Consider the following 23,022-nt stretch of genomic DNA (forward strand, 5'->3'; position numbering starts at 1 on the left):
GATTTCTCGGGCCTCATGCCTTGTGATCAGCCCGCCGCGGATCAGCCCGCCGCGGAGCAGTCCGCCGCGGAGCAGCCATGCCTTGTGATCAGTCCGCGCTGATCTGGCGGCGGAAGGTGTCCCGACGGGTGTGGAGGTCCCAGAGGACGCCTGCGAGAACGTCGGGGTCCTTTTCCGGATCACCCTCGATGATGCGGCCGCCGATGATGAGCTGCGATACGTGGATGCCCTCCTCGCCGAGGACCTCATTGAGGAGCTGGGCGTAGGCGGCCTGTCCGGCGAACGCCACCGAGGTTCCGGTGACCCCGCGTCCGGGCTTCACTGCTGATCCGCCGTTGACGAACAGGATGGTGCCTCGGCTTTCACCAAGGAACCGCATTCCGGGCAGCACCTGATGGACTGCGGCGACCGGCCCGTAGATGGAGAACTCAACAGGACCCTTGAGGTCCGCAACCGTCGTCTCAAGGACGGGCCGCATGAAGTCTTTCTGCGGAAGGGGGCTGTACTGCAGCACCTCTACGGGCCCGAGGGTTTCGGCCGCAGCCTCGAGGGCCGCGGCGATTGATTCCGGGTTGCGGACGTCGGCGGCGAAACCCCGGGCCGGAATCCCCGCCTTGCCGAGGTCTTCGGCAAGGGCATCCACCTTGGCCTGGCTTCGGGAGATCAGCGCAACGGAGAATCCCTCCGCACCGAAACGTCGAGCCACTGCGGCACCGAGGCCGCGTCCTGCACCAATGATCGCGATAGTAGTCATGGGCAAGCTAACTGGTTGGGGTGCCGAATAATTCCGGAGGTTTCCAGCCCCGGCACGGGGCCCGGCGTACAGAAGGCGTACAAAAAAGGAACCGGTCCCGCTTTCACGGGAGCCGGTTCCTTTTTCGCCAGGGATGGAGCCGCTTTAGCCGACGGGGGCTACCTCGGGGACCTTCAGCAGATCCTCCTTGGACGGACGGATCATGAAGTACCCGATCGGGGCAGCGAGGAACAGTGCGACGCCGGCCCAGATGAACGCCGTGGAGTAGCCGTTGACGAGCGCGTCGAGCTGCGCGGCAGGCTGGCCGCCGTTGCTGCTCATGTAGGAAGTGATGCCCGCCGTGTAAACGGCGGTGAACAGTGCGGTGCCGATGGACCCGCCGATCTGCTGGGTGGCGGATACAGCGGCGCTGGCAACACCGGCGTCGTGCTCGTCAATGCCGGCCAGGGCCACGTTCTGCAGCGGCACGAAGATCATTGCGAGGCCGAAGCCCAGCAGCGCCAGTCCGGGGAGGACCTCCAGGGCATAGTTCCCCTCGACCGTGATGAAGGAGAGCCAGATCAGGCCGGCAGCACCGACGACCGGCCCTACGGTCATGGGCAGGCGTACGCCGGTGCGCGGCAGGAACTTGGACAGCACGCCCGCGCCGACGGTGATGGCGATGGTCATGGGCAGTGACGCGAGGCCGGACTTCAGCGGCGAGTAGCCCAGGACAATCTGGAAGTAGAAGATCAGGAACAGGATGCCGCCCAGCAGGGCAGCGCCGGTCAGGGTGGAGGTCAGGAACGCGCCGCCGCGGACTCGGTTGGTCAGCACACGCAGGGGCAGCAGCGGGTTGGAGACGCGGCTTTCCACGAACACGAAGAGTGCCAGGATCAGCACGCCGGCGGCGAGGAAGGCAATGGTTTCAAAGCGTGCCCAGCCGTTTTCGGCCTCGGAGAATCCGTACACGAGCGAAGCCAGTCCGGCGACCACGAGAACGGCGCCAGGCAGGTCGTAGCGGGTGTTGCCGTGGGCCTTGCTCTCGCGGATCAGGGGCAGGCCGGCGGCCATGGCGACAATCGCGATGGGCACGTTGACCAGCAGGCACCAGTTCCAGCTGGCGTACTGCGTCAGGACGCCGCCAAGCAGCAGGCCGATGGCCGCGCCGCCGCCGCCAATGGCACCGTACACGGCGAAGGCCTTGATGCGGTCCTTGCCCGAGGGGAAGGTAATGGTCAGGATGGCGAGCGACGCCGGTGCGAGCAGTGCGGCGAAGGCGCCCTGCAGGCCGCGGGCCGTCAGGAGCATTTCGGTGCTTTCCGCGAAACCGCCGATGGCGGAAGCGACGGCAAAGCCCGCCATGCCCACCATGAACGTGCGCTTGCGGCCCCAGTAATCGGCGATGCGGCCGCCGAGCAGCAGCAGCGAGCCGAAGGCCAGTGCGTAGATGGTGACCACCCAGGTGCGGTCGCCGTCGGACATCCCCAGTTCGCTCTGCGCATCCGGCAGGGCGATGTTCACGATGGTGCCGTCCAGGACCACCATCAGCTGGGCCAGCGCCAGGACGGCCAGCAGCAGCCAGCGGTGCGGATGTGCCGAATGGTCTACGGCTGCGGCCCGGGGCAGGCCGGAAGGGGTGGTGCGGTCCATGAAGGTGAAATCCTAATCAAACGAACTGGTTGGTTGGCTTAGATAGACTACAGGTATGAGAACCGACGGCGAAGCCACGCGGGCCAGGATCCTGGCTGCAGCACGAAAAGAGTTTGCACAGTATGGCTTGGCCGGTGCCCGGGTTGACCGTATTGCGGAAGAGGCACGCGCCAGCAAGGAACGTCTTTATGCGTATTTCGGCGGGAAGAGTGCCTTGTTCGCCGCAGTGCTGGCGGGAAACCTGCAGGAAACCACGGACAAGCTTCCACGGGATGCGCTGGATCTTCCCGGGTTCGTGGGCGCCCTCTACGACCACGCGGCGCAGCACCCCGAGCATCTGCGCATGTTGGACTGGGCCCGGCTCGAGGGTGCGCCGGAAGTGCTCGCGCCCTCCAGCCGCCCGGGGCCGACGTCGGCCGATATTGCCGCCGCCCAGGCGCAGGGGATCATTGATCCTGCCTGGGATCCGGATGACCTGATGACTCTGCTTTTTTCGCTGGCCACCGCATGGGCGCAGTCCCCGGAACTGCTCTACACCGGCAGGACCGAGGATTCCGACGCCGCTCGCGAACGACGCCGGCAGGCCGCCATCGCTGCGGCCTGCCGGCTTCTTGCGCCTCCGAAGGAGGAGGCAATACCGTCCTAGAGCTCGGTGCTCACCTTCCAGGAGGAGTGGATGGCACCGTGGATGTAGTTCACCGCACCGGCGTCGCCGACGACGTCGCAGGTGATGTCCGCGGCCCGCAGCTCGTCCGCCAGGGGTGAGGCTGACGTCGTCCCGTCCGCGTAGACCACCATGTCCGCGGGGGCGGAGAAGCTTTCCCCGCCGACGGTCCACTCGACGCTCTTCTCGGTGATCCGGGTGATCGAGGCGTTGCGGTGGATCTTCACGCCGTGCTTTTCGGATTCCTTGACTGCAGTCCAGCGGCGGGGCATGGCCAGCGGCAGGCCGAGCTGCTGCTTTTCATGCAGCAGCGTGACCCGGCGGCCGCGCTCGGCGAGGAACTCGGACAGCTCCAGGCCCACGAGCGAGCCGCCGATCACCACCACGTCCTTGCCCATGGGCAGCCAGACCTTGGTGAACTGGCGGACAAACTCCGGGCTCTTGGTCACGCCGGAGAGGCGGCCGAGCTTGCCCAGGGTGCTCAGCACCGCGCCGGCTTCCTCCGCGGTGGCGGTGCCGAGCATCATGGCACGCAGCGTGTCGCCGGTCTGTACGATCGGCAGGTCGCCGCCGGGGAAGTCCGGCTTGGGACGGACAGCGCCGGTGGCCACGATCACGTGGTCCGGGTGCAGGGCCCGGATGGACTCCACCGTGGCCGGGGTGTTCAGCTTGACCGCAATGTTCAGCCGTTTAATTTCGGCCTTGAACCACTTCAGCAGGCGTTCGTTGTCCGGGGTGGTCATGGTGGAGAACCACATGGTGCCGCCGAGGCGGTCCGACTTGTCCACCACGGTGACCCGGTGGCCGCGCTCGGTCAGGACCCGGGCGCTTTCCAGGCCCGCGGGGCCGGCGCCGACAACCACTACATGCTTGGTCGCGGACGCAGGCTTCAGCGGCAGCAGCGCCTCGTTGCCCAGTGCGGGGTTGACCGCGCAGAACGGGGTGTCGTCGAAGAAGTTCTCCGCGACGCAGAGGTAGCAGTTGATGCAGGGGCGGACCTGGTCGAACTTGCCGTCGCGCAGCTTGTTCGGCAGTTCCGGGTCGGCCAGCAGCTGGCGTCCCATGGCGGCGAAGTCGATCTGTCCGGCGGCCAGTGCCTTCTCGGAGACCTCCGGCAGCATCCGGCCGACGGCGATCACCGGAACCTTGACGTGCTTCTTGATCTCCGCGGCGTTCTTCAGGTAGGCACCCACTTTGTTGGGCAGCGGACCGTCGGTGAAGTTGTCGAACGGGTTGCGTCCCCAGCCGGTGACGTGGATGGCGTCAGCCCCGGCCTGTTCGAACAGCTTGGATGCCTCGATCGCCTCGTCGAGGGTCAGGCCGCCCTCCTGTCCGTATTCCTCGCCGGCAACGCGGACCAGGACGGCCAGGCGGTCGCCCACCCGCTTCTTCACGGCGCTGATGACCTCGCAGGCGAGCCGGGCCCGGTTTTCCAGGGAGCCGCCGTATTCATCCGTGCGCAGGTTGTCCCGCTGGTTAAGGAAGACGCCGAGGATGTAGCCGTGCGCTACGTGGATTTCGATGGCGTCGGCGTCGGCTTTGGCAACGCGTTCGGCGGCGTCGGCCCAGGTGGAGACCAGCCAGGAAATGTCTTCGGCCGTCATCTCGTGGTACGCGGTCTGCTTGCCGGCGGTGGCGGCACCCATCTTGCCGAGCTCTTCGCGGGTGCTGTCCGCCAGTGCGGACATGTCATACGTGTAGTCCGGCAGGTTGGGTGCGAGCACCGGACGGTCGTTGGCGACGTCCACGCGGGCAACCTTGCCGTGGTGCGTGGACTGGATGCAGAGCTTGCTGCCGGCGGCGTGGACGGCATCGGCCAGTGCCTTCAGGCCGGGAATGTACTTGTCATCCGACAATCCCGGTTCCTTCATGGACGCCGCGCCGTGCGGGAACGCGATGGCGCAGGCACCGGTGATGATCAGGCCGGCGCCTCCCGCGGCACGGGCCACGTAATGGTCGATTTCGGGCTGTTCAATCTCGCCGTGCTCGGAGACATTCATGTCCATTGCCGGCAGGACGATTCGGTTGTGCGTTTCCATGGGGCCCATGCGCCCCGGGGCCATGAGGTGCGGGAAAGATTTGGTATTCACAGGGGTATTTTAGCCCGGTTGTGTACACCGTAAACGCACGGCCCGGCGGGCGTGGGGCGGCGGGTCGCCGGGCCTGCCGGTCAGGTGCGGCTCGCCCGAGGCGCTCCAATGCCCGGGTCAATCCGGAACGGTCCGGCGGCGGACGGGCGGACATCGAAGTCGAAAATGGACGTCGGGATGTACACGGTGGAACACGAGTTCGGGATGTCCACCACGCCGGACAGGCGGCCCTCGATGGGCGCGGCCCCGAGCAGCAGATAGGCCTGCTCGGGGCTGTAACCGAACTTTGTCAGGTAGTCGATCGCGTGCAGGCAGGCCCGCTGGTAGGACAGGTGCGAGTCAAGGTAGCGCTGCTCGCCGTCGAGCGTCACCGACGTGCCCGAAAAGGCGATCCACTCACTGAACTGCGGATCCACGTTGCCCGGCATAAAGACCGCATTCTCGGAGACGCCGTAGGTCTCCATGCCGCCCTTGATGACGTCCACCCGGAGATCGATGAAGCCGCCCATCTCAATGGCACCGCAGAAGGTGATTTCGCCGTCGCCCTGGGAGAAGTGCAGGTCACCGACCGAAAGGTTCGCGCCGTCGACGAACACGGGGTAGAAGATCCGGCTGCCCTTGGACAGGTTCTTGATGTCCTGGTTTCCGCCGTTCTCCCGCGGCGGCGCGGTACGGGCGGCTTCTGCGCCCACCCGTTCCCACTGGTCCCGGGGCAGGCCCCCGAGGACGGCGTGCTCGGACTCCGGCGGCAGTGCCAGCGGTGGAACGCGGTGCGGGTCGGTGGCGATCAGGTCCCCTTCCCGCCGGTTCCACTTGGCGAGCAGGTCCGACGACGGCGCGGTTCCCATCAGTCCGGGATGGATCAAGCCCGTGAAGGAGACGCCGGGAACGTGCCGGGAGGTGGCGGTCTGGCCGGTGAAGTCCCAGACGGCCTTGTAGGCGTCGGGGAACTGCTCGGTGAGGAACCCGCCGCCGTTCTCGCGGGCGAAGATTCCCGTGTAACCCCAGCCCTGTCCCGCCAGCGGGCCGGAGTCCTCCTGCGGAATAGGGCCGACGTCGAGAATGTCCACCACCAGCAGGTCACCGGGACGGGCTCCCTCAACGGCGAACGGGCCGCTGAGCTTGTGCACGGTCAGCAGCGGAGCGTTGAGGATGTCTTCGGCGGAATCGTCGTTGACGATGGCTCCGTCGAACCACTCGCGGCAGTCCACCCGGAAAGCCTCGCCGGGCCGCAGCACCGCAACCGGAGGTATTTCGGGATGCCACCGGTTGTGCCCCAGCTTTTCCTGGTCCTCAAACTTCCTGGCGGAATCAAGTGGAAAGACGGCCTTGGGCATGGCTTCTCCTCTAACGGGGCGGACTCGCGGCGGGTTTAGTCGGGGCGGGGCAGCTTTCGGTGGAGCGGATTGGTGGTGTTTCTGCCGGCCGGGCGGGTGCCGGGACCGGGGGAGCGGACGACGTCGGGCTCCGAGGCGCTGCGCTCGGTGGACTCGATCAGGCGGTACGCACTGGAGGAAGCGTGCGAGAGGTTGGGCGCAGTGAAGCGTCGCCGGGCGGGCGCCCCGCAGTCGGGGCAAGGGAGGGAAGCGGGCGCGGAGCCCATGCTCAGCCGGACCTCGAAGTCCGGGCAGATCGACCCTGCCGAACCACCGGCAGCACAGCGGTAGGCGTAGAGCGGCATGTCGAAAGCCTTTCGATTCCACGCGGGAGCGTCATGGACTGGAAATAGCGGTGCCGCTCCGGCTTGCCCGACAGCCTAGGGAGGGGGCTGGCGCGAGTCAACGGTAGGTGCGCGATGGCGATATTCGACCGGCTGGAATTGTTTCCGGGAATTATCAGAATGAATTATAAAGGGATATCAGCATTAGGACTTTCGCTATTTCTATCGATTGCATCGGTGAGTAACGCACAATACTTTCGTGGCGCAGGGCTATCCGTGGAGCATGGTTCGAGCCCTTGCGCTCGATTGGTCCTGCCGCGGCATTAGTGCTATGTGGGCGCTTCTGCGATTGATCGAGAGGGCACCGTTGCAATCCGTTATTTACTGTAAATGGCGCTTTATGCCATAAAGTTTAGCGTTATGAATTCCGACTCTTCACCCCCAGGGCACGGCGCAGGCACCACCGACGGTTCAAGCGGGGCCGGGTCGCCGATGCGCAGACCCGCCGGCCGCCCAGTTGAACGTGTGAAAAAAGCGCTGCGTACTGCTGCTTCCGCCCCGGCTCTTAGCCTCCATCCCGGGCTGGTCCCGGGCATCAGCGTTGAGGACACCGGGGTCAGCTATCCGACCCGGCGCGGTGTGTTCATTTTTGCCATGGCCATCTCTCTCGCCGTTCTGGCGTGGGCGATTTTTGCCCCCGGCAACCTGAGTTCCGTGGGCACCGGCATACAGGGCTGGGTGGTTGTGCATTTCGGCTGGCTGTTTAACGCCACCATGGTTGCAGCCGCGATCTTCATGCTGGTGGTCGGCTTCGGTCCGACCGGCAAGATCCGGCTGGGGGCCGACGACAGCACGCCGGAGTACTCCACGGCGTCCTGGATCTCCATGCTGTTCGCAGCTGGTCTGGGCATCGCGCTGATCTTCTACGGGCCGATGGAACCGCTCAGCCATTTCCTCTCCCCGCCGCCCTCGACTGATGCCGAGGCCGGCACCTCCGCCGCCATCCTGCCGGCCATGGCGACCACCTTCCTGCACCAGGCCAGTCTCGCCTGGGTCATCTACGCCCTGGTGGGCGGCGCCCTGGCCTACGCCTCGTTCCGGCGCGGCCGGTTGCCGCTGATATCGTCGCTGTTTGAACCGGTCTTCCCCGACGGCAACAACCGGGTACTGGGAAAGATCATCGATGTTTCCGCCGTGCTGGTGACACTGTTCGGCACCGCGACCTCGCTGGGCATCGGCGCGCTCCAGATCCGCACCGGAGTCTCGATCATCACGGGCCAGGAGCTGGGCAACAGCTTCGTCGTCGTCGCCATCAGCCTCCTGACGGTAGTCTTCACCATTTCCGCGGTCGCCGGCATCAAGAGGGGCATCCGGCTGCTCTCCAACCTCAACATGACCCTGGTCATTCTGCTGACGCTCTTTGTCCTGCTGACCGGGCCGACGTTCTTCCTGCTCGATCTGCTGCCGGCCTCGCTCATCGCGTTTGTCGGCAACCTGCCGGACATGCTGACCGTCTTCGCCGGCCAGGGCGCCGAGCAGGAGGCCTTCCTGACTGGCTGGACCACCCTGTACTGGGCCTGGTGGATCTCCTGGTCGCCGTTCGTGGGAATGTTCATCGCCAAGATCTCCAAGGGCCGCACCCTGCGCCAGTTCGTCACCGTCGTCGTCTTCGTTCCCTTGACCATCTCCATCTGCTGGTACACGGTCTTCGGCGGCACCGCCATCTGGATGAACCGGAACGGGCAGGACCTGGCCGTGAAGGGCACCGGAGAGAACGTCATGTTCGATCTGCTGGCCAACCTGCCGTTCAGCTCCGTGACGCCCATCGTGTGCATGCTCGCGATTCTGGTCTTCTTTGTCACCGCCGCGGACTCGGCCGCCAACGTCATGGGCTCGATGTCCCAGTCGGGCCGGCCCGTGCCCTCGAAATCGGTGACCATCATCTGGTCGGCGGCACTCGGGCTGATCGCTATGTTCCTGCTGCTGGCCGGGGGCCGCAACGCCCTTTCGGGACTCCAGGCCATCATGGTGACCTGCGCCCTGCCGTTCACCATCATCCTCGTCGGCGTGATGGTCTCCTGGGCCAAGGACCTCCGCAACGACCCGCTGATGATCCGGCGCCGGTATGCGCTGGAGGCCATCAGCGGCGGCGTGCGCCGCGGTATCGACGAGCACGGAGACGACTTCGTCTTCGGCACCGCGCACGTGCCGGAGGCCGAAGGCGCCGGCGCCGACTTTGAGAGCGACGATCCCGCCCTCACCGAGTGGTACACGGACAACGTGCAGGACCCGGACGTCGTGGAGGGCCCGGAGGAGGAACACTCGGGCAAGGCGAAAGCCGGCGCCGTCGACTAGCGCTCTTGCCTGGTTACTTCCCCACAAGCTCCGGATGGTGCAGCTTGGCCACCTGCGGGTGCGCCCGCAGCCAGCCCTTCAGGACATTGGCGCCGTAGGACGCCAGCATGGGGTTGTCCGGATCATCGGAAATACCGCGGGACTGCGCGGCCAGCTCGGCGGGAAGCTGCACGGGGTCGATCACCGTGTCCAGCCGCGGCGACCAGAAGAAGGGAATGGCGTAGCGGTCCACTCCGGGCGCCGGCGCCAGGACACGGTGGATGGTGGCGGAAAGGTAGCCCTGGGTGGCCACCTCGAGCATTTCGCCCAGGTTCACCACCAGTGCACCGGGGATGGGTTCCACCGGAAGCCAGGTATCGGACTCGTGCGGCTTCACTTCCAGGCCGCCCACCGAATCCTGCAGCAGCAGGGTGATGAAGCCGTAGTCGGCGTGGGCGCCCACGCCCTGGGTGCCGGCTTCCTTCACGACGCCGCCCACATAGTGGATGAGCTTGGCCATCCAGGCGGGGGTGTCCTCGAAGGGTTCGGTGAAGTGGTCCTCGGGCAGTTCCAGGGACACTGCGATGGCGCTGAGCAGCTCCGCACCCACCCAGCTCATGGCCTCCGCCCAGTCCATGGCGGTGGAGCGCAGTTCGGGCAGCACCTCGTCCGGGAACTGGTTGGGCCCCTGCACCAGCCAGTACGGCTGGTCCGCAGGATAGTCCGCCACGGGTGCGCGTTCCGGACCGAAGTCCACCTGCTCACGGGCATCGGGGCGGCCCTTGGTGATTTCGGTGCCGAGCCGGGTGTAGCCGCGGAAGTGCGGGGAATTGCGGTTGTCCAGGGCCAGCCGGTCCTCGAGCGGCAGGTCGAAGAACCGCTTCGTGACGTCGAACAGCTCCTCCACCCGGGCCTGCGCGGCGCCGTAGCCGACCAGCTGGAAGAAGCCGATCCGGTGCGTGGCGTCACGCAGTTGGTCGATGAACTCGGGATTGAAGGAGCCGTCGGCATCGCGTGCCGTGCTCAGGTCCAGGACGGGAATTGACTCGGGAATAGCACTCATAGCGGCAAGCTATCACCGGGCCTGTCAAGTTCGAACCAAATATTACGAAGTGCTAGGAATCACGTCCCCGTGTTTCCTGCGAGTAGGCACGGAAGCCGGAATTGGGTATTCCGCTCGGAGATGGGATGCAATGGAAGCAGACCAATCGAAAGGGAGCTCCGTGGAGGACGACGCCGTGTATGACAACTCGTACGACAATACGAACAACACCTTGTACGACATCCCCCTGACCATGCTGGACGGCACCGAAACCACCTTCGGAGAGCTGTTCCGCGGCAAGGCCGTGCTGGTGGTGAACGTTGCTTCGCGCTGCGGTTTTACCTCCCAGTACGAGGGGCTGCAGGCCCTCTACGAAACCTACGAGCACCGGAACTTCACCATCCTCGGCGTGCCCAGCAACTCCTTCGCCGGGCAGGAACCGGGCACCAACGAAGAGATTGCCGAGTTCTGTTCGCGGAACTTCGGCGTCACCTTCCCGCTGACCGCCAAGACAGACGTCAACGGACCGAACCGGCACCCGCTCTACGCAGCCCTGACCCGGTTCCATGATGGCGAACTGGGCGACGATATCGGCTGGAACTTCGAGAAGTTCCTCATCACCGACAGCGGCGAGATTGTGGGCCGGTTCGCGTCCAAGATTGCGCCCGGGGCACCGGAAATCCAGGAATCCGTAGAAGCGGTCCTGCGCCTGGAGTAGGGCTCCACCGCCGGGGGAGGGCTAGACGACGGCGGCGTCGTCCGCTGCTTCCCCGGCAGCCATCGCCACCCAGCGCTCAAAGTAGGCTGCACCGGCGTCGTCGTGGATCAGGGACCCGGCCGTCAGCACCGGATAAGGCGTGGACGGGACCCCGTCCGCCGGCCGTACGTCCACGTGCGCGACGTCGTACCCCAGTGCGTGCAGTTCGTCGGCCATGGCGTAATCGGTGCGCGAATCGCCGACCGTCCGCCAGATCTGCGGAACCGGCGTGCCGTCCGCTTCGAGCAGGGACAGCGCGCGCCGGGCGCCCAGGTCCTTGCCCACTCCCATGGCTTCGATGTCGGTGGAGATGATGGTGGGATCAATGCGGAAGGCAACGGCTCCACGGGCGTCCGGGATGGCATGCTCCAAACGCCGGCCGCCCATTCCGGCCAGAGACATCTGTTCCAGTGCGTCCGCGTCGAAGCGGCGCTGGTCCGTGAGGTAGTCCGAGTTGTCCACCTGCAGGTGCTGCTCCACGGAGACCATGGCCAGCTTGGTTTCGTCGAAGAACATGGTCTCGGAGTACTTGGCGGCCACCAGGTCGCGGATGGCCTCGGCGTAGTCTCCGGGGACCTTCAGTTCGGGGTCCACCTGGGGCTGGTCCGAGCCGGTCCCGTCGAAGGAGAACCAGACGGCACCCTTTTCACACACGGCGTGCAGCCGCACCCCCTCCGGCAGTCCCGCTGCCATCATCGGCTGCATGACCTGTTCGCGGATGAAGGCATCGGAACGGCCCGTATTGAAAATGACCGGCCAGCCTGCTGATGCCAGGGTAACCAGGTGCCGGATGATGGAGGGGCGGACGCTCCGGGAGACGGGGCTGGCCACGGGGCCGTCGACGTCGAGCAGGAGACCGATTCGGGGAGCAGAGGTGTTCACCTCCCCAGTATCCCGTGTCCGCGCCGGGTACCGCATTTTCGTGTCTCGGGCGCAATCAGCGGCCTAATCGGGGCTTTTGCCTGCGGCGCGCCCGAGCACCGCTGTTTCTTTGGGTGCGGATGTTATCTACTCTGTACTAGTGATCTTCAAAGCTGTTGGCGACGTACGCCCCTACCCTGACCATGGATACGTAACACCGAAGGACTGGGCAGCGGTACCTCCCCGGCAGGTTCGCCTGGATGAACTGGTGACCACGAAGGCCACACTGGACCTCGGCGCGCTGCTGGCCGAGGATTCCACCTTTTTCGGAGACCTGTTCCCGCACGTCGTCCAATGGAAGGGCACCATGTACCTTGAAGACGGATTGCACCGGGCCGTAAGGACGGCGTTGCACCAGCGGACCATACTGCACGCACGCGTGCTGGTCCTCGATGACTAAAGAGCCCCCTGAGGGGCGGCACCGCGGCAACCCTGCGAAGAGTGATCCAAGGGAATGGCACGGGCACCGGATCATCACCGGAGGCGACCTCGGTGCGGTATTTGCACCGACCGACGAACCGGAGGTGGTCCGGCGTGCGAGACGGCGCCGGCGGCTGCATAATTCAGTGGTCGGGTTCCTGGCGTTGCTGCTCGTGCTGGCGGTGATCCTGGCACAGGGATTGATTTCGGGGTGGGTACGGCTGCCCAGCGCAGCACCCAGTACCTCTGCAGGTCCGGTGGACGAATGCCCGGCCGGGCCTTTTCCGTATCTGGACCCCGCCACCGTGACGGTCAATGTCTACAACGCGACGGCGTCCCCGGGCCTGGGCGGAACCGTCGGAAACGCCCTGAACGAGCGCGGCTTCCGGGTGGACCGGGTAGGCAACAGCAGCGTGAACCGTTCCGGCATGACCGCGCTGGTGCTTTCCGGACCCTCCGGCCTCGCCGCCGCGTACACGCTGCAGCAGCACATTCCCGGCACGGACTACGTCCTGGACAAGCGGACGGACGCATCGGTGGACGTGGTGATCGGCTCCGGATTCCAGGAACTTCTCCCGGCGGAACAGGCAGTAGCCGCGGGACCGGGTGCGCTGAGCTGTCCAGGCACTTCGACGCCGGACGGGCAGTAACGCGGTGGGCCTGCCGCACAGTGAAACACGCGGGTTTGGAGACCAGCAGGAACTGGCGGAGGTGCAGCTGGCCGTCCGGCGGCTGGACGCAGTGGACCTTGGGACCGCGGCCAGCCTGGGAACCGCCGTACAGACACGGGCGAAGGGATTCCATCACGAGGAGGACCGCCGTCGTTTCCTTGCCGGGCGGGTGGCCGCCCGGTCCCTGGTGGCCGGGTACCTGCAGGCACCTGAGGACACGGTGACCGCGATGGCGCACTGTCCTGACTGTTTGCACGGCAATGACGGAAGCCACGGGGAGCCGCGCTATTTCATTGCGGGCAGGCCCATCCCGCTCAAAGTCAGTTTCAGCCGTTCCGGGAACTGGCTCGCGGCGGCGCTCGCACGGACGCGTGTGGGGGTGGATCTGGAAGACTCCGCCGCAGGGGCGTTCGCTGATACGGCGGTGGAGGACGTGATGGCCACCGGTGCGGAAAGGGCGGCCATCGCCGCCGTCGCGGTTCCGGACCGCCCCCGCCTGCGGGCGCAGATCTGGGTACGGAAGGAGGCCCTGCTGAAGGCGTCAGGCCAAGGGCTCCGGGTTGATCCGCGCAGTGTGGAAACGGATTCCGACGAACGGGCGCGGGAAAAGGGCCTCGGGTTCAGCGGGCTGCGCGCGTACGACGTCGAGCCGGAGCAGTTCGGACTGCCAGCCTCCTTTGCGTTGTCCTACGCCGTGGACGCGAGGGAGGCGGACGGGTTGGCTTAGGGGCCCCGGTGGGCGGAACGGGTGTCCGGGTGCCGCCGAAGGACGGACTCCCGCGCGGCAGCGGCGCCCCGGGAGACGAGTTTCTCCAACGGCCCCTGCTTTCTCGCAAGCTGCCAAATCACGGCGAAGATTATGAATACGGTGATTTGCAGCCAGAGGGAGAATTCCGGGAGGTCGACCAGTGCTCCGGTGCCGAGGAAAAGCAGATGGGCGCAGTAGAGGGTAAGCGTCATCCGGCCGGGCGCGGACAGGAGGAGCAACGCCTTGCCTGCAAAGCGTGAGACCAGCAGCATGGCCCCGAGCACGCCGGCGGCAACTCCTATGGTGTGCAGCAGATCGAACGGTGTGGTGGTGTGCGGCGCGGCAATGGACAGCCACCACCAAGAGCTGGTGGGAAGGTACTCTTCGGTGCCCCACACCAGGATTTCCTGGAGATCACCTGTTCTTAGATCCGGCTCCGATGCCAGCAACCGGTCAAACCCGGGACCGGCAAGCAGCAGCTGGGAGCCGAGCCAGGCAGCCGCGGCAAGTGCGGAGCCGAACCCCAGCAACCCCAGCTGCACGCTGGGCCGATCCAGGCTCATCCTGCCGATAGCGAGCCCGGCGGCAATGTAGGCCAGCCACGGAATGGCGGGGTAGGTTCCGGTGAGCAAAAGCTGACTCAGGAAGACACCGGGTTCGGTGAGCACGGTAGTGAACGTGGGGTCGAACCCGGGCTCGGGGAGGTAATCCCGCAGGCCCTGCATCAGGATAGGTCCCAGCAGTGCGAATCCCGCGGCGGCGACGAGCAGGGTCCGGGTCGATACTCCCAGCAGCGGGATTGCCAGCAGGAACATGGCGCCGTAGTACGCCAGGATGATGAAGGCGTCCATGTCCACGTAGGCGATGGCCAAGCCTAGGGTGGTGACCAGTCCTGCCCTTGCAGCCACGCTCCACCGGGCCGCAACCAGGAAATGTCCGCCTTCCGTCCTTGCCCTACGGGTAGTGAAGGCCAACGTAACCCCGGCCAGAAGAGCAAAGAGCGCTGCCGCCTTGCCGGCGAACAGCAGCCACGTCAGGGTCGGCTCGCCGTCTTCGCTAACGGCAGACAGGACATGGATCGCCATCATCCCGAAAAGCGCCAGCCCCCGCGCAGCGTCCACTCCGGACAGCCTGGGTCTCGATGTAGCTACTGAAGACATGCTCTAGATCCCATCGGCAGGTGTTATCCAGCGCCCTGTCGAGTGCCGGGGGTGGACCACACACAACCAACCGCTTCTGTCCGTAACCTATCGGAAACCTAAGCGCAGGCTGTGAAGCACCGGGCGCCATTTCTACCTGCGCCCTGCTTGCCTGTGCTGACGCGAGACGCCCGCGGAACGAATTCTAAGTTGAGTAGTGATCCGAGTAGCCGCGGAGGCGGGGGAGTAATTAACCCCGTACCGGATGGACTCCTGCAGCTCTGGGGTACTCATGTGAATCCGCTGTGAATTTTCTAGGCTTCCCTGCATCGCCCCGGCCGTCGCCGGGCTCAGGTTGTGGTCCCTCGACCACGGATATGAGATGTACCAGCAGGGAGAACTGCTTTCTATGAACACGCCCGAAAACCCGCAAGACGTGGCGGCACGACCATCAACCATCCAGCACTCTGCCGCCCTCGGCAGCAAGACCGCACCACCCCTTCCCGAAAGGGCACCATCAGCAGCAAGCCAGAATCCCGTTCCCGCGGAATTGGCGGTCTTTCACGGCGGCCGCACACCTGAGCAGCGCACCCTGGTCGACATCATCACCGAAACGGTCTCCGCCTATCCAGGCGCGCCCGCCATCGATGACGGAACCGTTTCCCTGAGCTACGCCGAACTTGAACTGCGGGTGCAGGCGCTCGCAAGGCGGCTGTGGGCCGGCGGCATCGGTGCCGGTGACCGGGTAGGAATCTATGTCCCCTCCGGATCCGTGGACCTGTATATCGCCATTCTCGGTGTGTTGTACTCCGGGGCCGCCTATGTTCCGGTGGACACGGACGAACCGGCCGGCCGGGCGGAGACGGTGTGGGCCGAAGGCGGAGTCTGCGCGGTTATCGAAGCAGGGCTGGAGCTGAACCTGCTCCAGGGCGTCCCCAGCGGCGGGCACAGCCCCCAGCCGCACCCCGAGGACGATGCGTGGATCATCTTCACCTCCGGTTCCACGGGCAAGCCCAAGGGCGTGGCCGTGACCCACCGCTCCGCGGCTGCCCTGGTGGATGCCGAATCCTCGCTTTACTGCGTCAACGCCCCGCTTTCCCCGGGGGACCGGGTCCTGGCCGGCCTGTCGGTCAGTTTTGACGCCTCATGTGAGGAGATGTGGCTGGCATGGGCCCACGGTGCGTGCCTGGTTCCGGCCCCTCGTTCCGTGGTGCGGTCCGGAGCGGATCTCGGCCCCTGGCTGGTCGAACGGAGAATCACTGCCGTTTCAACAGTGCCCACCCTTGCCGCGCACTGGTCCACCGAGACCCTTGACCGCGTGCGGCTGCTGATTTTCGGCGGTGAAGCCTGCCCGGAGGAGCTGGTCCGGCGGCTGGCTGCCCCCGGGCGGGAAGTCTGGAACACCTACGGCCCCACGGAAACCACGGTTATTGCCTGCGGTGCGCTTCTGGACGGACAGTCCACCGTCCGGATCGGACTGCCGCTGAACGGGTGGAGCCTCGCCGTCATCGGCGAAGAGGGGAACCCCGTGCGCTGGGGGGAAGTGGGTGAACTGGTCATCGGCGGTGTAGGTGTTTCGCGGTACCTCGACCCGGAGAAGGACGCCGAAAAATTCACCCCGCTTCCGGCCCTCGGGTGGGAACGGGCTTACTACAGCGGAGACCACGTCCGCGCAGACCAGGAAGGCCTCGTCTTTTTGGGGCGCGTGGATGAGCAGATCAAACTGGGCGGCCGGCGGATTGAGCTCGGCGAGATTGACGACGCCCTGAGCCGGCTGCCGGGCGTGGCCGCGGCTTCCGCCGCCGTCCATTCCACCCAGTCCGGAAACCGGGTGCTGGCTGGATATCTGGTCCCGGCGGCCGGGGCCACCCTGGACCTTGGCGCCGCACGGGCCCAGCTGGCACAGAACCTGCCGGCATCCATCGTCCCGTCGCTGGGAATCGTCGATGAGCTGCCGATGAAGGCCTCGGGGAAAGTGGACCGCAAGGCCCTGCCCTGGCCATTGCCGGTTAGGGAAACGCCGACCGACGTCCGGGTGGAGCTCAATGCCGATCTGCGTTGGCTGGGCCAGCGGTGGACCGATCTGCTGGGACCGCTGCCGTTGACCGAGGAAAGCGATTTCTTTGCCCTGGGCGGAGCGAGCCTGGCTGCAGCCCAATTGGTCTCTGCACTGCGGGAACGTTATCCGAAGGTCTCGGTTGCCGATATCTACGAGCATCCGACGCTGAGCACGATGTCCGACCATTTGACGTCACTGCGCGACTCAACCCTGGACGTCCGTGAAACCCCCGAGTCGCCCTGGTGGCTGGGGCTGGTCCAGGCACCGCTGATCGTGGCCCTCTACGGGATCACGGGCCTGCGGTACGTCACCGGTATCGCCATCGTGTGCATGGTGATGTTCCATGTGGTGGGCAGCCCCTGGACCCCGGATCCACCAGTAGTTCCCACCCTCGCGGCCTGGCTGGCCCTGTACAGCCTGCCGGCACGGATGGTGGCCGCGGTGGTGTCGAGCAGGTTGCTGCTCTTGGGAATAGGCCCCGGCATTTATCGGCGCGGCGGCAGCACCCACCTGAGGCTGTGGGCAGCGGAACGGATAGTGACGTACTGCAAGCTCGAGCCCATCATGGGATCCCCGATCGGCATTTGGTATGCCCGCCGGCTGGGCTGCAACATCGGTGAAGGCGTGCACCTTGACGCCATGCCGCCCGTTACCGGTTTTGCGTCGATAGGCGACCGGTCCTCCATCGAATATGAAGTAGACCTGGCGGGCCACTGGATTGAAGGCGGACAACTCCACATCGGCCGCGTGCAGATCGGCGAAGACGTGCGGATCGGTGCACGGTCCACGCTGATGGGCGGGGCGAAAGTGGGCCGCGGAGCCGAAACGGAACCGGGGACCCTGGTTTCCGGGGAGATTCCCGCAAATGAACTGTGGGCGGGATCCCAGATGCGGAAGACCGGTAGCGCCGGAGCGGGGTGGCCCACGGAAGCAGCACCGACGTCGGAATCCCGCAGAGTACGGTTGCTCTACCCGGCTTCCCTGGGTGGCATCGCGTTGTTGAACCTCCTTTCCATAGCGCCCGGATCCGCCCTGATGCTGTGGCTGCTGAACGGGGTTTCCTCCTTCACGGACGCCTTGTGGATCCTGGCTGCCTGGGCACCGGTTTTCGTGGTGATTTCCATGCTGATGTTCCTCGCACTCACCGCCGCCGTGGTCCGCGGTACCGCCCGTCTAATGCCCGAAGGCATGCACCCGGCGGACGGCATGACAGGCTGGGCGTCCTGGTTGAGCAACGTGATGCTTAGCCGGTCGCTCATTACGATGTATCCGATCTACGCCAGCGTGCTCACGCCGGTGTGGACGCGGCTCCTGGGAGCGAAGGTCGGGCGCCACGTGGAGATTTCCACCATGGAAACCGTCCCGCACCTGACACGGCTGGAGGACCGGACCTTCCTGGCGGACCACTCCATGGTGTCCGCGCGGCGAGTGCGCCAGGGGTGGCTGCACCTCGGCCAGGCGAGTGTCGCGGAACAGTCCTTTGTGGGGAATTCGGCGATCGTCGGGCCGGACACGCACGTTCCGGATAACTCCCTGATTGCGGTGCTTTCCTCAGTCCCCAAGAACATGCCGGCCGGTACTTCCTGGTTCGGGCGTCCGGCGGTGGAGCTTCCGCGGCCGGTGCAGGTGGGGGACACCGCACGGACCTACGATCCTCCCCGACGACTGCTGGTTGCCCGAAGCGCGGTTGAAGCATGCAGGATCCTGCCGGCGGTGATCACGGCCTGGCTGGCCCTGCTGACCGTCTGGGCATTGGCCGGACTGTACGACGCCTTCGGGTTCCTCACGGCCGTCCTGTGGTCCGGCCCGGTCCTCCTTCTGAGCGGGATCGCAGCAGCGCTCATTGCCGTCATGGCGAAGTGGCTGCTGGTGGGCCGTTTCGAGGCTTCGGAGCACCCGCTGTGGAGTTCGTTTGTCTGGCGGAATGAGCTGGCGGACGTGTTTTCGGAATCCCTGGCCGTTCCCGGCCTGGTGCGGATGAGTCTGGGCACCCCGATGCTCAACGCCTGGCTGCGCTGGATGGGTGCACGGATCGGCCGCAGCGTTTGGTGCGAAACGTGGTGGTTGCCGGAATTCGACCTGATACAGGTGGGCGACGGAGCGAGCATCAACCGCGGCACGGTACTGCAGACGCACCTTTTCCATGACCGGATCATGCGCCTGGACGAAGTAACCCTGGGCGACGGTTCCACGCTGGGACCCAACAGCATCGTGCTGCCGGGCAGTGCCATCGAAGAGGGCGGCACCGTCGGAGGCTGCTCGTTGGTGATGCGCGGGGAAAGCGTCCCCGTGAACAGCGCCTGGTGCGGCAACCCCTTGGCGCATTGGGGCCAGAGCCGCCCGATGGAACGCCGTGCCCGTCACCGCAAGTCGATTGAATACAAAACTGTAGGAGCAGGACTATGAGTACAACTACGGGCAACACAGGAACAACGGTCTCCCGACAATTCGGCACCGTGCTCACCGCAATGGTCACGCCCATGGACGAGCGCGGCCAATTGGATCAGGCCGGCGCCGAGGAGCTGGCCCGATGGCTGCTGCGGACCGGTTGGAACGACGGTGTGGTGGTCAACGGCACCACCGGGGAGTCCTTCGCTACCTCGGACTGGGAAAAAGCGTCGATGATCCATTCGGCGAAACGGGTCACCGCGGGCACCGAACGGCGGGTTATCGCCGGGGTGGGCTCCACCGACACGCGGCACAGCATCGAGCTGGCCCGGGCTGCGGCAGAGCAGAAGGCAGACGGGCTGCTGGTGGTTGCCCCCTACTATTCACGCCCCACGCAAAAAGGCCTGCTGCGCCACTTCGAGGCCATTGCGGACAGCACCGACCTGCCGGTGATGCTTTACGACATCCCCGCCCGCACCGGCGTCGCAATTGCCCCCGAGACCTTGGTGGCGGCCGGCCGGCATCCGAATATCGTGGCGGTGAAGGACGCCAAGGGAGATCTCGCCTCCTCATCCTGGGTCATGAAGCACAGCGAGCTGGTCTATTACTCGGGTGATGACGCACTGAATCTGCCCCTGATGTCCGTTGGTGCTGTCGGCGTCGTCTCGGTGGTTGGACATGTCGCCGCTAACCGGCTGCGTGCCCTGACAGTCGCGTACCGGCAGGGCCGGGTGGATGACGCGCTGCGGATTCACCGTGACCTGCTGCCGATCTACACCGGTATGTTCCGGTGCCCCGGCGCAGCATCGGCCAAGGCGGCGCTTCGGAAACTGGGGCTGCCCGCCGGCCCCGTCAGGGGACCGCTGACCGACCTGAGCGAAGAGGAGACGGACCTGCTTGTGGCAGACCTCACCGCAGCGGGGTTGCCGACTACGCTTGCGTCCGGCCCCGCAGTCCCTGAAGCTCTGGCACGGGTGTATTGAGCAAAGGGGGAAGCATGAGCGGGTCGTCTCAGGCAGCGGTGGGCAAACGGCGAGTGACCGGTGTCGATGCTGCCCGGGGAGCGGCGTTGATTGCCATGATGGCGATCCACATCCTGCCCGCCTGGAATGAGGAGTTCGCCCCCACGCTCACCTGGCTTCTGTTCGCCGGCCGGGGAGCCGCGCTTTTTGCATTGCTCGCCGGGATATCGCTGGCTTTTATGTCCGGCGGCAAGCACCCTCCGCGGGGACGGAAGATGGCTGCCGCCCGTTATGGACTTGCGGTGCGCGCTGCCCTCATCACCGTCATCGGGCTGTTTCTCGGCTACCTCGCCGTCAACGCACAGGTGATCCTCGTCTATTACGGCGTGATGTTCCTGCTCGCCCTTCCGCTGCTCGGGCTGCGTGTGCGGACCCTGCTCGTTCTTGCTGCGGGTATTGCCGCCGCCGCCCCTGTCCTGATGCAGGCCACCAGGGATTGGTTGCCGGACATGGGCGGGGTGGAACCCAACTTCTCCACGCTCGTTGAAGCCCCCGGCGGTGTCATTGGCCAGGTCCTTCTCTCCGGTACGTATCCCGCATTGCCTTGGATGGCGTACGTCTGCGTCGGACTGGCTATCGGCCGGCTGGACCTGGCCGAGCGGGCGGTGCAGATTCGGCTGCTGGTGGCCGGCGTCGCCCTTGCCCTTGCAACAGCCGTCCTTTCCGCCCTCATCCTCGGCCCCATCGGCGGGCGGCAACAGCTGGTGGACGCGACGTCGGAATGGACTTCTGCCCCGGAGGAAATCGTTGGGGACATCCTGATCTGGGGGCCGGACCCGGTGCTGCCGACGGATTCCTGGTGGTGGCTTGCCTCCTTGGCTCCCTATTCCAGTACGCCGCTGGTGCTGGCCAACACCATCGGCACCTCTGCCGCGTTCCTGGGGGTGCTGCTGCTGCTGGGCGGCGCCCGCGGGCGGTTCCTGTGGCCCTTGGCTCTGCTGGGAAAGATGACCTTGACCCTGTACTCCCTGCACCTGATCCTCTTGGCCACCGGCCTGCTGGCGGACCAGCCAGTGCCGGCAATGATTCTCCAGTTGGTCATCATTTCGGCCTTCGCCTCCATCTGGCTGCGGTATGCGGCCCAGGGGCCGCTGGAAAAGGGAGTTGCCGAAGCCTCGAAGTGGGCGCGGAACAAATACCTGGCGCGCCCGGGCGATCCGCGGGAGAGTCGGACGTCGTCGATAAATCCAGCGGCTGCGGGAACGACGACAGAGCCGCCTGCCCCGTCGTCGTCGGAACCGCGCGGAGTGGCGTACCCGCCCGCCCCGTCCTACCCGCCAGCTCCGCCGGTGCCGGAAGGCAGGGCCCGCCACCGAGCCCGTCAGCGCAGTTGATGCTGTTGACTCATGCACGCCGTCTCGGGCTTGCGGCAGCTGCGGCGCTGCTTGCTGCCCTTTTAATGCCTGCTCTGCCCGCGGCCGGCGCCGAGCAGGAGCACGACCCCTGTGCGAGGCTCAACGCGGGGGAAGTCCGCTACTCCGTCCGTGAAGCCAAGCGCGTCACTTTCGCGACGGCGGAAAAATACGGGGCTACGGAAACCCGCCTCACCGGCTGCGTTTTCGAGGACGGGGCCTATGTACAGGAATGGCAGTCCTGGGGCTTCAGCGGCCGCAACGGCTTTGCACCCCCGGGCAGCATGTGGGAGAACACCTTGTATTCACCGACCGGGTCCTTCAGCTTCACCGAGGCGCTCGGCCGCAGCAACCCGGGCACGGAACTGGAATATCACGAGCTGAAACCCTCCTCCCGGTGGGGCGGGAAGCACGGGGAGAACTATAACCAGTACTTCGAAGGGGAAGGCGAAGGCGCAGACGAGAACCTTTGGCGGTACATGGAGCAGGGCCTCTATGAGCAGGCAGCCGTGATCAACTGGAACCGCCAGCCGGATATGCCGACCCGGCAGGGTGCCTCCTTCGCCATCTTCTTCCATGCCGGGTACGCGCCAACGTGGGGATGCATTTCCACGGACCTGGCCACGGTCACACGGTTGCTGCGCGGGGCCGTCCCGGGCGACCGCATCGTTATGGGGACCGTGGAGGACGTTTTCACAGCGTCCACTGCCGCTTCCGAAGCTGCCGCTGCCGCTGCGGCCAGGGCAGAAGAGAAGGCAGCGGCAGTCGAGCAAAGGCTGGAGACGCTGACTCACGTGCTGATGACCCTCGGCGTGCTGGCGGCTCTGGGGCTGCTGATTCGGCTCGCGTTCAAGCGGGCCGGGCGCCAACGGAAACCGCGGCGCTCTCCGCCGAGCGCTGACTCATTCGCCAAGACGGCGGCGTCGGACCGTCAGGCTGCGGCAAGGCCACGGGCCCATACGGGGTGGTCCCCGCCGGCGGAAATCCCGCCGGCAGGCGCGTCCCTGCCGCGCGACCGACCGTTGGACCCGTCGCTCGATTCGTCGCTGGATTCGCCGTTGGATTCGCCGCTGGACAGTGAGCGTGAAAGGAAACCGCGGGAGGACGTTTCTTCGCGTAAGCCCTGATGCGTTAGCGGTGTCGCTTAGAGTTTAAGGGTGAACCAGACACCTGCCGCCGAGGGGACAGCCTGGACGGACCCCGACGACGCAGCGGATGAGGGCAGGTTGCTGTACGAGGAACGCGCGGCCCTCCTCCCGGGGTTGTGGATGCCTCCGGCACCCGACTGGGAGGACCTGTCCGAAACGGACCGGCAGCGGTGGCGCCAATACGCCCAGGACGCGGAAAACGACCTATAAGGCCGGTTCCG

The 23,022-nt window shown here is 65.8% G+C and carries 19 protein-coding genes; 11 read left to right on the forward strand and 8 right to left on the reverse strand.

What is annotated here, in order from left to right; translation table 11 throughout:
* Window positions 1-88: 88 nt before the first annotated feature.
* Entirely contained in the window at window positions 89-754 is a 666-nt protein-coding gene (locus NNX38_RS14890; protein ID WP_255798735.1) for an SDR family NAD(P)-dependent oxidoreductase, read from the reverse strand.
* 144 nt (window positions 755-898) lie between these two features.
* Window positions 899-2,386: an MFS transporter gene (locus NNX38_RS14895; RefSeq protein WP_255798736.1), complete on the reverse strand. Its 1,488-nt coding sequence runs from the start codon at window positions 2,384-2,386 to the stop codon at window positions 899-901.
* Between the two features lie 55 nt (window positions 2,387-2,441).
* Here NNX38_RS14895 and NNX38_RS14900 point away from each other — a divergent pair, with 55 nt between their 5' ends.
* The gene (locus tag NNX38_RS14900) at window positions 2,442-3,032 is read left to right on the forward strand and encodes a TetR/AcrR family transcriptional regulator (protein WP_255798737.1); all 591 of its coding nucleotides are present in this window, start codon (window positions 2,442-2,444) and stop codon (window positions 3,030-3,032) included.
* On the opposite strand, the gene NNX38_RS14905 is transcribed toward NNX38_RS14900, so the two are convergent.
* From NNX38_RS14905 to NNX38_RS14915, 3 genes are all read right to left on the reverse strand, one after another.
* On the reverse strand, window positions 3,029-5,140 hold the full coding sequence (locus tag NNX38_RS14905) for an NAD(P)/FAD-dependent oxidoreductase (protein WP_255798738.1): 2,112 nt from the start codon (window positions 5,138-5,140) through the stop codon (window positions 3,029-3,031). The genes NNX38_RS14900 and NNX38_RS14905 overlap by 4 nt on opposite strands.
* An 80-nt stretch (window positions 5,141-5,220) precedes the next feature.
* Window positions 5,221-6,477, reverse strand: coding sequence for a formamidase (gene fmdA, locus NNX38_RS14910; protein WP_255798739.1), 1,257 nt, complete (start codon window positions 6,475-6,477; stop codon window positions 5,221-5,223).
* A 35-nt stretch (window positions 6,478-6,512) separates the two neighbouring features.
* A complete protein-coding gene (locus NNX38_RS14915) occupies window positions 6,513-6,821 on the reverse strand; it encodes an FmdB family zinc ribbon protein (RefSeq protein ID WP_255798740.1) in 309 nt (102 codons plus the stop codon).
* A 471-nt stretch (window positions 6,822-7,292) separates the two neighbouring features.
* Between NNX38_RS14915 and NNX38_RS14920 the strand changes: the two genes are divergently transcribed.
* Window positions 7,293-9,155, forward strand: a complete 1,863-nt coding sequence (locus NNX38_RS14920) for a BCCT family transporter (RefSeq protein ID WP_255798820.1) — start codon at window positions 7,293-7,295, stop codon at window positions 9,153-9,155.
* A gap of 13 nt (window positions 9,156-9,168) precedes the next feature.
* Here NNX38_RS14920 and NNX38_RS14925 read toward each other — a convergent pair whose 3' ends face one another.
* Window positions 9,169-10,197, reverse strand: coding sequence for an isopenicillin N synthase family oxygenase (locus tag NNX38_RS14925; RefSeq protein ID WP_255798741.1), 1,029 nt, complete (start codon window positions 10,195-10,197; stop codon window positions 9,169-9,171).
* Between the two features lie 130 nt (window positions 10,198-10,327).
* Here NNX38_RS14925 and NNX38_RS14930 point away from each other — a divergent pair, with 130 nt between their 5' ends.
* On the forward strand, window positions 10,328-10,894 hold the full coding sequence (locus NNX38_RS14930; RefSeq protein WP_255798742.1) for a glutathione peroxidase: 567 nt from the start codon (window positions 10,328-10,330) through the stop codon (window positions 10,892-10,894).
* Between the two features lie 21 nt (window positions 10,895-10,915).
* Here the strand turns inward: NNX38_RS14930 and NNX38_RS14935 are convergent, their stop codons facing one another.
* Window positions 10,916-11,851 (reverse strand): hypothetical protein, encoded by a 936-nt coding sequence (locus tag NNX38_RS14935; RefSeq protein WP_255798743.1) that lies wholly within the window; start codon window positions 11,849-11,851, stop codon window positions 10,916-10,918.
* A gap of 103 nt (window positions 11,852-11,954) precedes the next feature.
* On the opposite strand from NNX38_RS14935, the gene NNX38_RS14940 reads away from it, so the two are divergent.
* The 3 genes from NNX38_RS14940 to NNX38_RS14950 are packed head-to-tail and all read left to right on the forward strand — an operon-like array spanning window position 11,955 to window position 13,672.
* Window positions 11,955-12,254 (forward strand): type II toxin-antitoxin system VapB family antitoxin, encoded by a 300-nt coding sequence (locus tag NNX38_RS14940; protein ID WP_227904874.1) that lies wholly within the window; start codon window positions 11,955-11,957, stop codon window positions 12,252-12,254.
* Window positions 12,247-12,924 carry a LytR C-terminal domain-containing protein gene (locus NNX38_RS14945; protein WP_255798744.1) on the forward strand — a complete coding sequence of 226 codons (678 nt, stop codon included), beginning with the start codon at window positions 12,247-12,249 and terminating at the stop codon, window positions 12,922-12,924. The genes NNX38_RS14940 and NNX38_RS14945 overlap by 8 nt, the downstream gene beginning before the upstream one ends.
* 4 nt (window positions 12,925-12,928) lie before the next feature.
* On the forward strand, window positions 12,929-13,672 hold the full coding sequence (locus NNX38_RS14950; RefSeq protein WP_255798745.1) for a 4'-phosphopantetheinyl transferase superfamily protein: 744 nt from the start codon (window positions 12,929-12,931) through the stop codon (window positions 13,670-13,672).
* Here the strand turns inward: NNX38_RS14950 and NNX38_RS14955 are convergent.
* Entirely contained in the window at window positions 13,669-14,853 is a 1,185-nt protein-coding gene (locus NNX38_RS14955) for a heparan-alpha-glucosaminide N-acetyltransferase domain-containing protein (protein ID WP_255798746.1), read from the reverse strand. The two genes, NNX38_RS14950 and NNX38_RS14955, sit on opposite strands and share 4 nt — an antisense overlap.
* 388 nt (window positions 14,854-15,241) lie before the next feature.
* Between NNX38_RS14955 and NNX38_RS14960 the strand changes: the two genes are divergently transcribed.
* The 5 genes from NNX38_RS14960 to NNX38_RS14980 all read left to right on the forward strand — a co-directional run bounded on the left by NNX38_RS14960 (window position 15,242) and on the right by NNX38_RS14980 (window position 23,011).
* Window positions 15,242-19,297, forward strand: coding sequence for a Pls/PosA family non-ribosomal peptide synthetase (locus tag NNX38_RS14960; protein WP_255798747.1), 4,056 nt, complete (start codon window positions 15,242-15,244; stop codon window positions 19,295-19,297).
* Entirely contained in the window at window positions 19,294-20,262 is a 969-nt protein-coding gene (dapA, locus tag NNX38_RS14965; RefSeq protein ID WP_255798748.1) for a 4-hydroxy-tetrahydrodipicolinate synthase, read from the forward strand. Before NNX38_RS14960 ends, dapA begins: the two co-directional genes overlap by 4 nt.
* A gap of 14 nt (window positions 20,263-20,276) precedes the next feature.
* Window positions 20,277-21,635 carry a heparan-alpha-glucosaminide N-acetyltransferase domain-containing protein gene (locus NNX38_RS14970; protein WP_255798749.1) on the forward strand — a complete coding sequence of 453 codons (1,359 nt, stop codon included), beginning with the start codon at window positions 20,277-20,279 and terminating at the stop codon, window positions 21,633-21,635.
* 65 nt (window positions 21,636-21,700) lie between these two features.
* Window positions 21,701-22,780, forward strand: a complete 1,080-nt coding sequence (locus NNX38_RS14975) for a hypothetical protein (RefSeq protein WP_255798750.1) — start codon at window positions 21,701-21,703, stop codon at window positions 22,778-22,780.
* A 30-nt stretch (window positions 22,781-22,810) separates the two neighbouring features.
* Window positions 22,811-23,011: a hypothetical protein gene (locus NNX38_RS14980; RefSeq protein WP_255798751.1), complete on the forward strand. Its 201-nt coding sequence runs from the start codon at window positions 22,811-22,813 to the stop codon at window positions 23,009-23,011.
* The last annotated feature ends 11 nt before the right edge of the window (window positions 23,012-23,022 follow it).

Source organism: Arthrobacter sp. zg-Y238 (assembly GCF_024385525.1).
In the GTDB taxonomy this organism is placed as follows: Bacteria; Actinomycetota; Actinomycetes; order Actinomycetales; family Micrococcaceae; genus Arthrobacter_B; species Arthrobacter_B jinronghuae.